Below are 13,781 nucleotides of genomic sequence, written 5' to 3'. Positions count from 1 at the left end.
TGGGCCTAGGAGTGCCTCTGCCCCAAGACCCGTGCCAGATACGGTGCCGTCGCGCTGCCCGCCGCCCGGGCCACCTGCGCCGGCGTCCCCGCCGCCACGATCCGCCCGCCCGCGTCCCCGCCGCCCGGCCCGAGGTCGACGACCCAGTCCGCGCCGGCCACCACGGACATGTCGTGCTCGACGACGATGACGGTGTGCCCGGCGTCCACGAGGCCGTGCAGCCGGCGCATCAGGACCTCGACGTCGGCCGGGTGGAGCCCCGTGGTCGGCTCGTCGAGAAGGTAGAGGGTGTGCCCGCGCCGGCCACGCTGGAGCTCGCTCGCGAGCTTGATGCGCTGCGCCTCCCCGCCGGACAGCTCGGTCGCCGGCTGGCCCAGGCGCAGATAGCCGAGCCCCACGTCGAGCAGCGTGCCCAGGCTGCGGGCGACGGCCGGGGTGCCGGCGAAGAACTCCGCCGCCGACTCCACCGTCTGGTCCAGCACCTCGGCGATGTTCCGTCCCCGGTAGGTCACTTCGAGCGTCGCCGGGTTGTAGCGGGCCCCGCCGCAGTCCGGGCACGGCGCGTAGGTGCTCGGCAGGAACAGCAGCTCGACGCTGACGAACCCCTCGCCCTGGCAGGTCTCGCAGCGCCCGCCCGCCACGTTGAAGGAGAAGCGGCCCGCGCCGTACCCCCGGCGCCTGGCCCCCTCCGTGCCGGCGAACACCTTGCGGACCACGTCGAACAGGCCCGTGTAGGTGGCCAGGTTGGAGCGCGGGGTGCGGCCGATCGGTTTCTGGTCGACCGCGACGAGCCGGCCGACACCCGCCGCGTCCTGCGTGATCTCCCCGATCAGCGTGGACTTCCCGGACCCCGACACACCCGTGACCGCCGTCAGGACCCCGAGCGGGAACTCCGCCGTCACTCCGCGCAGGTTGTGCCGGGTGACCGGACCGACCCTCAACGCGCCCCGCCCGGACCGGACTTGCCGTTCGGGAGCGGGGGAGCGGTGGAACAGAAAGCGGGCCGTGACCGACTCCGCCACCGTCTCCAGCCGCGCCGGCGGACCGCTGAACACGATCTGCCCGCCGTGCTCACCGGCTCCCGGGCCCACGTCCACCAGCCAGTCGGCGCCCCGCACCACGTCGAGGTGGTGCTCGACCACGAACACCGAGTTGCCCGCCGCCTTCAGCCGGTCGAGGACCGTCAGCAGGGCCTCCGTGTCGGCCGGGTGCAGTCCCGCGGACGGCTCGTCCAGGACGTACACCACCCCGAAGAGCCCGGAGCGCAACTGCGTGGCCAGGCGCAGTCGTTGGAGCTCGCCGGCGGAGAGGGTGGGAGCCGGCCGGTCCAGGCTGAGGTAGCCGAGGCCGAGTTCGAGGACGGGCGCGATACGGGACCGGAGGTCGCCGGTGAGGACGCGGGCGGGCCCGTCGTCGGCGGTCGCCAGCGTCGCGAGCTCGGCCAGCGGCAACGCGGCGAGTTCGGCGATCGTACGACCCGCGAAGGTGACCGCCAGCGCCTCCGGACGCAGCCGGGCGCCGCCGCACGCGGGGCAGGGCGCGCTGGTCAGGAACCGCTCGGCCTTCGCCCGCAGCGTCGCGCTCCTGGTGTCCGAGTAGGTCTTCATGACATACCGGCGGGCGCTCGTGTACGTGCCCTGATAAGGCCGTTGGATGCGGTCCGCGTCGCGCACCGGGTGCACGGTGACGACCGGCTGCTCGTCCGTGAACAGGATCCACTCCCGCTGCTCGGCGGGCAGTTCACGCCAGGGCCGGTCCACGTCGTACCCGAGCGCGTCGAGGATGTCGCGCAGGTTCTTGCCCTGCCAGGCACCCGGCCACGCGGCGACGGCACCCTCGCGGATCGACAGCGAGGGGTCGGGGACCAGCAACTCCTCCGTCGTACGGTGCACTCGGCCCAGTCCGTGGCACTCGGGGCAGGCGCCGGCCGCCGTGTTGGGGGAGAAGGCGTCGGAGTCCAGACGCTCGGCGCCGGGCGGGTACGCGCCGGCGCGGGAGAACAGCATGCGCAGCGAGTTGGAGAGGGTGGTGACCGTGCCGACCGAGGAGCGGGAGGTCGGCGCCGCGCGGCGCTGCTGGAGCGAGACCGCGGGCGGCAGGCCGGTGATCTCGCCGACCTTCGGCGCGCCGACCTGGTGGATGAGACGGCGCGCGTACGGGGCGACCGACTCGAAGTAGCGGCGCTGCGCCTCGGCGTAGATCGTGCCGAAGGCGAGCGAGGACTTGCCCGAGCCGGAGACGCCGGTGAACACGGTCAGCACATCGCGGGGGATGTCGACGTCCACGCCCCTGAGGTTGTGCTCGCGGGCGCCGCGGACCCGGACGTACGGGTCGTGGGGGCTGTGCATGGAGGAGGGCTCCGTACGGGGTCGGTCGGCTGCGGCGGGACAAACCCCGCGATTCTACGCCGACGGGCGGGCGGGTCCCGGGAGCGGACAGGTGGGCCGCCGCGACGGCTGCGCCACGGCTGCCCGCCGCGGGGATCAGGCAGGTCTCCGTGCACGTCTAGGCGGAGGGCGACAGCTGCGGGAGGATGCCGGCGAGCCGCCGCAGGGAGTCCAGCAGGGCCTCGCGGTCGTACGTGCTGGTCGTGACCAGGAGCTCCTGCGCCCCGGTCTCCTTCAGCACCGTCTCCAGTTCGTGGGCGACCTGCTCCTCGGTGCCGGCGATGTGCCCGGCGAGCCCCGACTCGTACAGGCCGCGCTCCTTGGCGGTCATGGCGAGGGACTCGACGCGTTCGGCGGGCGGCAGCGGCGGGAACGTGCCGTGCGTGCGGGAGTACGCCATCGACCAGGCCTCCGGCACCAGCAGCCGCCGGGCCTCCTCGGGGGTGGCGGCGACGGCGACGGTGCCGGAGACGACGACGTACGGCTGCGCGGCCCAGGGCGAGGGGCGGAACGCGGCCCGGTAGTGGTCGATGCCGCGGCGCATCCGCTCCCGGTTCCTGAGGTCGCCGATCACCATCGGCAGCCCGGCGCGGGCCGCGATCCCGGCTCCCTCGCCCATGGCCAGCACGAACGGCGGCACGGTCAGCCCCTCGGCGGGTCGCGCGTGCACGCCCGTCGCGGAGGTGCCGCGGAACCAGCCCAGCAGCTCGTCGAGCTGGGCGGCGAAGTCCTCGGCGGCGCCCTTGTCGCGGCCCAGTGCCCTGCGCACCCCGTCCGTGAAGCCCACGGAGCGGCCCAGGCCCATGTCGATCCGCCCGGGGAAGAGCGACTCCAGCACGCCGAACTGCTCGGCGACGACGAGGGGTTGGTGGTTGGGCAGCATGACCCCGCCGGTGCCGACCCGGATCGTGCGGGTGGCGGAGGCGACGGCGGCGGCGAGCACGGTCGGCGCGGAACCGGCGACGCCGGGCACGCCGTGGTGCTCCGACACCCAGAAGCGGTGGTAACCCAGCGCCTCGGCCTCCCGCGCCAGCCGCACGGTGTCCCGCAGCGCCTCGGCGGGGGTGTGCCCCTCCCGGGTGCGGGAGCGGTCGAGGACGGAGAGACGGACGGTGCTGGTCACATGGTGTCGACGCCGGAAAGGGGTGCCGTTATTCCGACGGGGATGTTCCGCCCGGGTCAGCGGCGCGCCCGGGCCCGTGCCTCCCGGGGCGGCCGGATGAACTGGAGCTCCAGCGTGACCGGCGGTTCCGCCAGGCCCGGGCCGCCCGCCGCGGCCCACCGCACGACCTCCTCGGTGCAGTCGTCGTCCAGGGCGAAGCCGATCCAGGTGGCCCGTCCGCCGGCCTGCCGGCCCGCGGCCGAGGGCTGGACGACCATGACGTTCGCCTGGTCGCAGGGGCCGAGACAGTCGGTCGTCCGCACCTGGAAACCGTGCTCGGCCGCCGCGGCCCGCAGCCGCTCCAGCTGCCAGGCGTGATCGGTGCCGGGAAACTTACGGGAATCGCCGCAGCAGCAGCCCCGGCAGACGACGAGCGTGCAGGGGCGCTGCCGGGCGGCGCCGATCAGGGTCGTACGAGAGAGCATGACGCAAGCATGCGGGGTGCGGGGACCGCGGCGCGCACCGGGGTGGCCGTGGTCCCCGCGAGGGGCCGGCTCAGGGCTCGCTGCCCACCAGCATCTTCACCTCGAACTCCTCGGGCATCGCCTCCGCCTGACGGCCGCTCAGCACCGTGCCGAGCCAGCCGAGCAGGAAGCCCGCCGGGATGGAGACGATGCCGGGGTTCTGCAGCGGGAACCAGGCGAAGTCGGAGTCCGGGTACATCGAGGTCGGCGTCGAGGAGACCACCGGGGAGAAGACGACCAGCAGCACGGAGCACACCAGGCCGCCCCAGAGGCTGAGCAGCGCGCCCTGCCCGGTGAAGCGGCGCCAGAACAGGCTGTAGACGATCGTCGGCAGGATCGCGGACGCCGCGATGGCGAAGGCGAGGAAGGCCAGCGTCGCGGTGTTGGCCTGCCAGGCGACGAGGGCGAGCAGGATGCCGAGGACGCCGATGACGACGGCGGACAGGCGGGCGACGGTCAGTTCCTCCGTCTCGGTCGCCTGGCCCCTGCGGATCACCTCGCCGTACAGGTCGTGGGCGAGGGAGGAGGCCGCGGCCAGGGTGAGGCCGGCGGCGACGGCGAGCAGGGTGACGAAGGCCAGACAGGACAGCAGGGCGGTGAGCAGGCCGCCGCCGAGGGCCTGGGCGAGCAGCAGGATGGACGCGTTGCCCGTGTGGTCGTTCGCGGAGATGGTGCCGGTGCCGACGACGGCGGCGGCGCCCAGGCCGAGGATGCCGGCGGCGAAGCAGATCAGGCCGACCAGGCTCACGGCCCAGACCACGGAGGAGCGCAGGACGGCGCCGGTGCGCGGGGCGAGCAGCCGCATCAGCACATGGGGGAGGGCGGCCAGGCCGAGCACGATGGCCAGTTCGAGGCTGAAGAAGTCCAGCTTGCTGGAGGTGCTGGCGCCGTAGCGCAGCCCGGGTTCCAGGAAGCGGGTGCCGGTGCCGCTGTGGTCGGCGGCCGCGGAGAGCAGCGCGTCGGGGCTCCAGTGGTAGCGGTGCAGGACCATCACCGCCGCGATGGACACCCCGGCCAGCAGCATCACGGCCTTGATGATCTGGATGACGGTGGCGCCCGGCATGCCGCCGATGGAAGCGTAGACGATGACGATGCCGCCGATGACGGCCACGCACAACATCCGGGTGGTGGCGCCCGGTACCCCGGTGAACTGGGTCAACAGGGCTACGCTGCCCACGAGTTGCGCCACCAGGTACAGCACCCCGATGGTCAGCGTGCACACCGCGAGCGCGATCCGCACCGGGCGCTGCATGCGGGGCAGCCGCAGGGCGACCATGTCGCCCGGTGTGAACGTGCCCGAGTGGTGCAGGGGTTCGGCGATCAGCAGCACCACCATCATCCACGCGACCGTGGTCCCGCCGAGGTAGAGCAGGCCGTCGTAGCCGTAGAGCGCGACCAGTCCGGTGCTGCCCAGCAGCGTCGCGGCGGACACGTAGTCGCCGCACATCGCGAGGCCGTTGCGCAGCGGCGACATGGCGCGGTTGCCGAGGTAGAACTCGCTGATCTCGTCGCGGTGCGGAGCGGTCAGCAGGGCCATGAACAGGGTGACCACGACGACCGAGAGGAACATCAGGAACGTCAGCTGGAGACTGACCTTGTCGACGACGCCGGCGGCCCGGGTCACCATGAGCGGTACCCCCTCGATGCGGTGGTGCGGGTCCGGCGGGTCGCGCGCTGGTGCAGGTGTGCGCGCACCCCGCGGGCGAGCGGGTCGACACGGGTGCGCATGTGCCGGGTGTACGCCCACACGGTCACGGCCATGACGACGAACTGGCCGAGGCCCAGGGCGAGTCCGAAGGTGAGGTGGCCGGCCAGGGGCTGGTTCATGAGGCTCGGAGCGAAGCTCGACAGCAGCACGTAGAGCAGGAAGACCCCGACGGACCACACCGTCGCTCGGGCGCCGAACCGGCGGTGGGCGTGGCGCAGGGAATGGAATTCCGGGTGGTCGGATATCGGGGGTGGGTCCGTCTGGTCCTCGGGCGGGACGCGGTACGCCGGGGAGTTCGTGACGCGGTACGCCGGAGAATCGTCGGGCCATGCTGACTGTTCGGGCACAAAAGCACCTTCTTTGCCGCTTCGTGCCGCGCACCGGCTCCGGGGAGCCGTCGGGCGTCCGGTTCGGGGCGCGCTGAAGAGCGGCCGGACGCGCTGGTGAGGTGCGGGCCTGGTGGGGGGTTCGTGAATCCGAATTCCTCGGTTTTCGAATTCACTCTGGTCTTCTCGGGGATTTCGTGTGAAGATCCCGGCGGCCTTGTCGTGGGGTGGCGACGAGGCCGGAAGCGGAGTATGTCAGCGCCTTCTTTGGACAATCAACTGGCGGGATGAATTGTTGTGCGGACATGGCCGGTTCGCACGCCTGAGGCATGTCGCGGCTCCCGCGCTGCCTGCGAAAAGGACCTCCACGGGAAATAGTCCGGACCAATTGTTCCGGCCAGGCTGTCTCAATCCGTACGGACGGTCAGCGGGTCGCCGACGCCGGTCGGCGTCCCACACGGCCGGCCAACCGGGCATCCGTCGCGTGGGCGGACTGCGGCACGGGGGCGCCGGCAGGACGGCGCTGAGGCACTCCGCGCCCAGCGACAGCACCCCACCGTCAGCCCCACGCCCCGGACACGGTGCGCCGGGCCCTGTCCTGCGCCGTCCGCCCGGGGTGAGCGTGACGCCCCGGGGTGCCAGGCAGGAGGGTCATCCGGATGTACCGCTTCAGCCGTCGCATCTGCCGCGACAGCGTCGGCTGGGTCGGGCGCAGGGGCGCGGCGGCCCGCCCGAAGGGCCGGTGACCGGCGACCGGTACGAAGCAGCGCAGCGCGCAGATCGAGGCCGGCGGTCTGGTCGGGCCGGTTGCTTCGTCCTTTCGGCAGGCGTCGGCCCGCGGACGCGGCGCGTGGGTGGCAGGCGTGCCTAGGGTGGGTGCCGTGACCGACCGCAGCAGGCGCCCGCTCGCCGTCTTCGACCTCGACAACACCCTCGCCGACACCGCGCACCGCCAGCGCTTCCTGGAGCGCAAGCCGCGCGACTGGGACGCCTTCTTCGCCGCCGCCCCCGACGACCCGCCGATCCCGGAGGGCGTGGCGCTGGCGCGGGAGAGCGCGAAGGAGTGCGAGATCGTCTACCTGACCGGTCGGCCCGAGCGGTGCCGGCGGGACACCCTGGACTGGCTCGCCGCGCACGGGCTGCCCGACGGGCGCCTGCACATGCGGCGCGACGCCGACCGCAGGCCCGCCCGCCGCACCAAGCTGGAGACCCTGCGCACCCTCGCCCGCACCCGTGAGATCGCGGTCCTGGTCGACGACGACGAACTGGTGTGCGAGGACGCCGAACGGGCGGGTTTCACCGTCGTACGGGCCCGGTGGGCAGCGCCGTCCGCCGAGCTGAAGGTGGCGCAGGAACGAGAGGGGCGGACCTGAGGGTCAATCCGACTCCTCCAGCCGGAAGCCCACCTTCAGACCGACCTGCCAGTGCGCGACCTGCCCCTCCTCGATCTGCCCGCGCACCTGTGTCACCTCGAACCAGTCCAGGTTGCGCAGCGTCTGCGAGGCACGGGCGATGCCGTTGCGGATGGCCTGGTCGACGCCGTCGGGCGAGGTGCCGACGATCTCCGTGACCCGGTACGTGTGGTTCGACATGCGGGTGCTCCTCTCTGTTCCCTCCACCGTGCCCCACGGGCGGCCGGCGCGCGAGGCGGTCGGCCGCGGGGACGATCAGAACGCGTGCCGGGCCCGACCGGTTGCGAACCATGACCGGATGCGGCGAGGGGGCCGCGTTGCCGCGCGGCCCCCTCCACCCTCACGTCGACGTCCGTGACCGTGCCGTACGTCAGCGGGCCACGCTCGACGACAGCGCGAAACGTCCTTCCTCGTCCGTCCACCAGTGCGTCAACTCCAGCCCGGCGGCGGCGAGTTCGTCGCGCACGCCCGCCTTGCGGAACTTGGCGGAGATCTCGGTGTGCAGTTCCTCCCCGGGTTCGAAGTCGACGGCCAGGTCCAGCGCGGGCACCTTCACCGTCTGCGCGCCGCGCGAGCGCAGCCGCATCTCGATCCACTCGTTGTCGGCGTCCCACAGGGCCACGTGGTCGAAGGCGCCGGGATCGAAGTCGGCGCCCAGCTCGCGGTTGACGACGGTCAGGACGTTCTTGTTGAACGCGGCCGTCACCCCGGCCGCGTCGTCGTAGGCCCGCACCAGCACCCGCTCGTCCTTGACCAGGTCCGTGCCGAGGAGCAGCGCGTCGCCGGGGGAGAGCAGGGAGCGGATCGAGGCCAGGAAGACGGCCCGTTCGGCGGGCAGCAGGTTGCCGATCGTGCCGCCGAGGAACGCCACCAGCCGTGGCCCCGGAGTGTCCGGCAGGGTCAGGCGGGCGGTGAAGTCGGCGATCAGGGCGTGCACGTGGAGTCCGGGCCGCTCGCCGACCAGCGCCTGCCCGGCCTGGGTGAGCGCGCTCTCGCTCACGTCGACGGGGACGTAGGTGTGCAGGCCGGTGAGAGCGTCGATGAGGTGGCGCGTCTTGTCCGAGGAGCCGGAGCCCAGCTCGATCAGGGTGCGGGCGCCGGTGGCCGCCGCGATCTCGCCGGAGCGGGCGATGAGGATCTCCCGCTCGGCGCGCGTCGGGTAGTACTCGGGCAGTTCGGTGATCTGCTCGAACAGCTCGCTGCCGTGGGCGTCGTAGAACCACTTCGGCGGCAGCGTCTTGGGGCTGCGGGTCAGGCCGTGCAGGACGTCGGCGCGCAGGGCGGCCTCGGTGGCGTCCTCGGGCAGGGTGCGGGTCAGAAGGAACGGACTCACGTACGGGGCTCCTTCGATGGTGCGGAGGGCAGGGCTTCGCTCGGCTCCTTGAGCGGCGTCAGCAGCACGTCGGTGCCGCTGGCCGCGAGCAGGGTGCGGTCGGGGACCTCCTGCCAGTGCGGATCGTCGTCGTAGGGCTCGGAGGCCACGACGGTGCCACGACCGGGGTGCGTCAGATACCAGAGGGTGTCGCCCCAGGCGGTCGCGGTGACGGCCTCGCCGTTGGTCAGCAGCAGGTTCAGCCGGGAGCCGGGGGCCGCCGCGGCGACCTCCAGCACCGTGTCGGCCAGCGCCTGCGCCTCGTCGTCGCCCGCCCGCAGCCGGGCCAGCACCAGCGCCCACACGAACGCCGAGTCGTTGCGGGCCTCCAGCGACAGCACGTCCACCGCGGGCAGGGACGGCACCAGGGAGGCGAGCGCCCGCGGCCACCCCTGGACGGCGCCGTTGTGACTGAACAGCCACGGGCCGGTGGCGTACGGCGCCGCCGCTGCCTCGGCGTCGGCACCCGACAGGGTCGCATCGCGTACGGCGGCCAGCAGCGCGCCGGAGCGCACCACCCGGGCCAGGTCGGCGAAGGACAGGTCGGCCCAGATCGGCCCCGCCCGGCGGTACCGGGCCGGCACCGGGTCGCCCGCGGCGTACCAACCCACCCCGAAACCGTCGGCGTTGACCGTCCCGTAGCGCTGCCGTCGCGGCGCCCACGACTGGCGGTACAGGCTGTGCGCCGGTTCCACGAGGAGCCGGCCCAGCGGCTCCTCGGGTCCCAGATAGGCGAGGTGACGGCACATCAGACGGCTCCCGCGGAGCGGGCGGTGCGGAACCCGGAGAAGATCTGCCGCCGGATCGGGTAGTCCCAGTTGCGGAAGGTGCCCCGGCAGGCGACCGGGTCCACGGCGAACGAACCACCGCGCAGCACCTTGTACTCGGGGCCGAAGAACACCTCCGAGTACTCCTTGTACGGGAAGGCCCTGAAACCCGGGTAGGGCAGGAAGTCGCTCGCCGTCCACTCCCACACGTCACCGATCAACTGCCGTACCCCAAGCGGCGATTCACCCTTGGCGTAACTGCCGGCCGGGGCCGGGCGCAGATGCCGCTGGCCGAGGTTGGCGTGCTCGGGCTCCGGGTCGGCGTCGCCCCACGGGTAGCGCATCGAACGGTCGCCGGCCGGGTCGTGCCGGGCGGCCTTCTCCCACTCGGCCTCGGTCGGCAGCCGCCGCCCGGCCCAGCGGGCGTAGGCGTCGGCCTCGTACCAGCACACGTGCAGCACCGGCTCGTCGGGCGGCACGACCTCGGTGACACCGAACCGGCGCCGGAGCCACTGCCTGCCGTCCCGGCGCCAGAACAGCGGGGCGTGGATCGCGTTGCCGCGGATGTGCGCCCAGCCCTCGGCCGTCCACCAGCGCTCGTCGTCGTAGCCGCCGTCGTCGATGAACGCCTGGTAGGCGGCGTTGGTCACCGGCGTGGTGTCGATGTAGAAGGCGTCCACCTCGCGCCGGTGCGCCGGGCGCTCGTTGTCCAGCGCCCACGGTTCGTCGGAGGTGCCCATGGTGAACGGGCCACCCGGGACGAGGACTTCGGCCGGGCCCGTGAACAGCGGCACCGGGTCCGGGTCGGGGGCGGTCAGGGCCTGCGGGCCCCTGCGGAGCTGATGGGTGATCAGCATCGTCTCGTCGTGCTGCTGTTCGTGCTGCGCGATCATCCCGAAGGCGAACCCGGCCTCCGTCAGCCGGGTGCCGTGGAAGTCGGCGCTCTCCAGCACGTCCAGCACCCGGCCGCGCACCTCCGCCGCGTAGGCGCGGGCCTCGGCGGGCGGCAGCAGCGGCAGCGACGGGCGTTCGGCGCGCGGGTGCTCGAAGGCGTCGTAGAGGCCGTCGATCTCGGGGCGCATCGCCTCCCGGCCGGCGACGGCCCGCAGCAGCCACAGCTCCTCCTGGTTGCCGATGTGCGCCAGGTCCCACACCAGCGGCGACATCAGCGGCGAGTGCTGGGCGGTGAGGTCGGGGTCGTCGACGCAGGAGGTCAGCAGGGTGGTCCGGTCGCGGGCGGTGACCAGGGTGGTCAGGGCCCGTTCCCTGAGCGCGTCGGCGTCGAGGGCGGGGTCGGTCATGTGCGGATGTCCTTCCCGTGAGCGCGGCTCACCGTGGAGCGCAGGCGGTCGAGCAGGTCGTCGGCGGGGGAGCGGCCCTTGAGGACGTAGCGCTCCAGGTACTCCGTGACGGCGTCCGTCACCCGAGGGCCCGCACCGAGGCGGGGCAGGGCCTCCAGGGCCGTCCTGAAGCAGACGACGGCCACCTCGTGCAGCTCGGGGTCGGCCAGGCCGAGGCGGGCCGCGTCGGTCCACAGCGGGTTGTGCGGGGCGGGCAGCCCCATCGCCCGCTCGGCCAGGGGCTTGACCGTGCGATAGGCGGTCTCGGCGGCCTCCGGGTCGTCGAACAGCGCCGTCGCCACGGCGAGCGGCACGATCCACCCGTCGTCGCCGGGCTGCGCGTCGATCATGCGCAGCTCCAGGTGGCCCCGCGGCCTCACCGGCGGGAACAGCGTGGTGACGTGGTAGGCGAGGTCCTCCCGGGTCGGCGCCCCGGACCTCGTCCACTCCCGGAAGGACAGCCCGTCCGGGACGTCCCAGGGTCCGGCGTCGCGGCGGACGCACATCACCGGCGCGTCCAGGACGTGCCGGGCCCAGGCGGCGCGCGGGTCGCCGTCCAGCGCGGGCGCCCCCGCCCGGCCGGGTCCGATCTCCATCCACAGCCGCTGCCGGGTGGACCGCCAGCCCGTCGGACGGCCCGCCGCGAGCGGGGAGTTGGCGAACGCGGCCACCAGGACCGCGCCCAGCTGGTGCGCCAGCCACCAGCGCCGCCCGTGCCCGAGCGGCCCGGGCTCCTCGTAGCCGGCGTCCAGGCAGACCTGGACGGAGGCGGAGGTGCACATCATGGCCCGGCCGGCCGGACCCGTGCGGTCCAGCCAGGTCTCCATGGCGTCGTAGCGCGGCTGGCGCAGGAACCGGCGGGGCGGGTGCCAGGGGTCGTTTCCGACGCCGACGAGGCCGAGATCCTGCTCGGCGAGGACGGCCCGTACGGCGTCCAGGTCGGCGGAGACGGTACCGATGCACTCCGTCAGGGAGGCGGCGGGCGGCGAGCTCAGTTCCAGCTGGCCGCCGGGTTCGACGGTGAGCGCCGACCTCAGGGGCACGGTCCGCAGTGCGGCGTAGGCCGCATCGAGTCGTTCGGGTGTCACGGGGAGCCGCGGGCTGCGCAGCTCGTGGACGAGCCATTCCACTTCGACCCCGAGGGTGCGGGGCGGGCCGGTCTTGAAGCAGATGCCCCGGATCAGGGCCTCCACTTCGGCTTCGGTGACTGCGCTGCGGTGGTCCGTACAGTCACTTGCCGAGTCGGACATGTCTGGATCCCTCCTGATATTCCACCATGCCACCGGCCCGGCCGAGAGGCGCCCGGACGGCGGCACTCGTCCCACCCAAAACCCTCGCGTCGCTTCGCACAAGGGTGCGTAGCGGGACGTTCCGGCTCGGTAATCTCTTACTTCCGGCAGTTTCCCCCACTTTTCCTGGGCGTTTGCGAGGACCGGGAAACTCCGTTGCGCCGCGGCGCCGACATCGCCCACGATGCCTGCATGAGCACGACGGGGGAGTACGCGGGGCGCGCGACCGTGGCGCACACGGGGGTGGTGCCATGAGCGCGCGCCTGCGCGAGATCGCACGGCAGACGGAGCAGATCGTGGCGGCCGGGGCGTACACCGCCTCCGGCGGCCGCGAGGTGTCCATCGGCGCGGCCGTCGAGGCGGCGCGCGCGGGGACGCGGATGTACGGGCCGGAGCCGGTGCGGGTGCCCGAGCCCTCCGGGCCCGTCGACACCCACGTCGAGGTCACCGGCGAGAGCAGCCTCCAGGCCGCCCACCGGCTCGGCGGCGAGGTGGCCGTGCTGAACTTCGCCTCGGCCCGCAACCCCGGCGGCGGCTTCCTGAACGGCGCGCAGGCCCAGGAGGAGGCGCTGTGCCGCACCTCCGCGCTGTACACCTGCCTGCTGCGGGCTCCCGAGTTCTACGACCACCACCGCGCCCATCGCGACCCGTTCTACACCGACCGCGTCATCCACTCGCCGTCCGTGCCGGTCTTCCGGGACGACCGCGGACACCTGCTGGACGAGCCCTACCGCGTGGGCTTCCTGACCGCGGCGGCCCCGAACGCGGGAGTGGTCCTGCGTACGGCTCCGGAGCGGGCCGCCGAGCTGCCGCGGGCGCTGGCCGTCCGCGCCGAGCGGGTGCTGGAGACGGCCGCCGCGCACGGCTACCGGCGGCTGGTGCTGGGCGCCTGGGGCTGCGGGGTCTTCCGCAACGACCCGGCGCAGGTGGCCGGCGCCTTCCGGGCGCTGCTCGGGCCGGGCGGGCGGTTCGCGGCGCGGTTCGAGCACGTGGTGTTCGGGATCCTGGACCGTACGACGGGACAGGCGGTGCGCGGTGCGTTCGTACGGGCGTTCCCGGAGCGCCTGCTCCAGCCCTAGGGCGCGGTCAGCCGGCCGGGCGGATCTGCAGACCGGGTCGGCGGCGGTGGACCGTCAGAAAGGCGAGGCCGTCGGCGCCGGCGGTGATGCTGCGGGTGGAGCCGTGGGGGAGCCAGAGCAGGGTGCCCGGGGTGAGGGGCTGCGGCTCCTGTTCCGGGCCGGCGCCCAGGACGCCGTCGCCGGACACCACCAGGACCAGCACGTCGAGGTCGGGTTCCGCGTGCGGGGCGATGTGGCGGCCCGGGGCCAGCCGCACCAGGTTGGCGTCGAGCTGGCGCCCGCTCTCGGCGAGTTTCCAGAGGGCGCCGGTGGAGTCGGCCGCGGCGGGGCCGGTGGCCAGGGCGCCGACGTGGCAGAGGGTGCGCGGGACGGGCGGCTCTTCGCGGCCGTGTGTCATGGGTGCGTCTCCGCTCATGTCGCTCACTCTCCAGCCGTTCCGGTCACCGGCGTCCCGCCGCTGAGCTCGTAGGTCTTC

At 73.4% G+C, this 13,781-nt stretch carries 14 protein-coding genes; 2 read left to right on the top strand and 12 right to left on the bottom strand.

Annotated features, from left to right (window positions below):
- Positions 1 to 5 precede the first annotated feature (5 nt).
- The 6 genes from ACYF6T_RS02055 to ACYF6T_RS02030 form a co-directional block, all read right to left on the bottom strand.
- Positions 6 to 2,348, bottom strand: coding sequence for an ATP-binding cassette domain-containing protein (locus tag ACYF6T_RS02055; RefSeq protein WP_461692868.1), 2,343 nt, complete (start codon positions 2,346 to 2,348; stop codon positions 6 to 8).
- A 157-nt stretch (positions 2,349 to 2,505) separates the two neighbouring features.
- Positions 2,506 to 3,510: an LLM class flavin-dependent oxidoreductase gene (locus ACYF6T_RS02050; protein ID WP_461692866.1), complete on the bottom strand. Its 1,005-nt coding sequence runs from the start codon at positions 3,508 to 3,510 to the stop codon at positions 2,506 to 2,508.
- 56 nt (positions 3,511 to 3,566) lie between these two features.
- Positions 3,567 to 3,974 carry a (2Fe-2S) ferredoxin domain-containing protein gene (locus ACYF6T_RS02045; protein ID WP_461692865.1) on the bottom strand — a complete coding sequence of 136 codons (408 nt, stop codon included), beginning with the start codon at positions 3,972 to 3,974 and terminating at the stop codon, positions 3,567 to 3,569.
- A 70-nt stretch (positions 3,975 to 4,044) separates the two neighbouring features.
- Entirely contained in the window at positions 4,045 to 5,640 is a 1,596-nt protein-coding gene (locus ACYF6T_RS02040; protein ID WP_461692863.1) for a solute symporter family protein, read from the bottom strand.
- The gene (locus tag ACYF6T_RS02035) at positions 5,634 to 6,068 is read right to left on the bottom strand and encodes a DUF485 domain-containing protein (protein WP_461692861.1); all 435 of its coding nucleotides are present in this window, start codon (positions 6,066 to 6,068) and stop codon (positions 5,634 to 5,636) included. The genes ACYF6T_RS02040 and ACYF6T_RS02035 overlap by 7 nt, the downstream gene beginning before the upstream one ends.
- A 538-nt stretch (positions 6,069 to 6,606) precedes the next feature.
- Positions 6,607 to 6,978, bottom strand: a complete 372-nt coding sequence (locus tag ACYF6T_RS02030) for a LysR family transcriptional regulator (protein WP_461692860.1) — start codon at positions 6,976 to 6,978, stop codon at positions 6,607 to 6,609.
- On the opposite strand from ACYF6T_RS02030, the gene ACYF6T_RS02025 reads away from it, so the two are divergent.
- On the top strand, positions 6,929 to 7,420 hold the full coding sequence (locus tag ACYF6T_RS02025; RefSeq protein WP_461692858.1) for a phosphatase domain-containing protein: 492 nt from the start codon (positions 6,929 to 6,931) through the stop codon (positions 7,418 to 7,420). The two genes, ACYF6T_RS02030 and ACYF6T_RS02025, sit on opposite strands and share 50 nt — an antisense overlap.
- Before the next feature lie 3 nt (positions 7,421 to 7,423).
- On the opposite strand, the gene ACYF6T_RS02020 is transcribed toward ACYF6T_RS02025, so the two are convergent.
- The 5 genes from ACYF6T_RS02020 to egtA form a co-directional block, all read right to left on the bottom strand.
- Positions 7,424 to 7,639, bottom strand: a complete 216-nt coding sequence (locus ACYF6T_RS02020) for a dodecin (protein ID WP_461692856.1) — start codon at positions 7,637 to 7,639, stop codon at positions 7,424 to 7,426.
- Between the two features lie 190 nt (positions 7,640 to 7,829).
- Positions 7,830 to 8,792: an L-histidine N(alpha)-methyltransferase gene (gene egtD, locus ACYF6T_RS02015; protein ID WP_461692854.1), complete on the bottom strand. Its 963-nt coding sequence runs from the start codon at positions 8,790 to 8,792 to the stop codon at positions 7,830 to 7,832.
- On the bottom strand, positions 8,789 to 9,580 hold the full coding sequence (gene egtC / locus ACYF6T_RS02010; protein WP_461692853.1) for an ergothioneine biosynthesis protein EgtC: 792 nt from the start codon (positions 9,578 to 9,580) through the stop codon (positions 8,789 to 8,791). The genes egtD and egtC overlap by 4 nt, the downstream gene beginning before the upstream one ends.
- Positions 9,580 to 10,899 carry an ergothioneine biosynthesis protein EgtB gene (egtB, locus tag ACYF6T_RS02005; protein WP_461692852.1) on the bottom strand — a complete coding sequence of 440 codons (1,320 nt, stop codon included), beginning with the start codon at positions 10,897 to 10,899 and terminating at the stop codon, positions 9,580 to 9,582. The genes egtC and egtB overlap by 1 nt, the downstream gene beginning before the upstream one ends.
- Positions 10,896 to 12,188: an ergothioneine biosynthesis glutamate--cysteine ligase EgtA gene (egtA, locus tag ACYF6T_RS02000; protein WP_461692850.1), complete on the bottom strand. Its 1,293-nt coding sequence runs from the start codon at positions 12,186 to 12,188 to the stop codon at positions 10,896 to 10,898. Before egtA ends, egtB begins: the two co-directional genes overlap by 4 nt.
- Before the next feature lie 290 nt (positions 12,189 to 12,478).
- Here egtA and ACYF6T_RS01995 point away from each other — a divergent pair, with 290 nt between their 5' ends.
- Positions 12,479 to 13,306: a TIGR02452 family protein gene (locus ACYF6T_RS01995; RefSeq protein WP_461692848.1), complete on the top strand. Its 828-nt coding sequence runs from the start codon at positions 12,479 to 12,481 to the stop codon at positions 13,304 to 13,306.
- A gap of 7 nt (positions 13,307 to 13,313) precedes the next feature.
- On the opposite strand, the gene ACYF6T_RS01990 is transcribed toward ACYF6T_RS01995, so the two are convergent.
- The gene (locus ACYF6T_RS01990) at positions 13,314 to 13,721 is read right to left on the bottom strand and encodes a hypothetical protein (protein ID WP_461692846.1); all 408 of its coding nucleotides are present in this window, start codon (positions 13,719 to 13,721) and stop codon (positions 13,314 to 13,316) included.
- Between the last annotated feature and the right edge of the window lie 60 nt (positions 13,722 to 13,781).

Source organism: Streptomyces sp. 7R007 (assembly GCF_054850255.1).
This window is presented reverse-complemented; position numbering and strand designations above follow the sequence as displayed.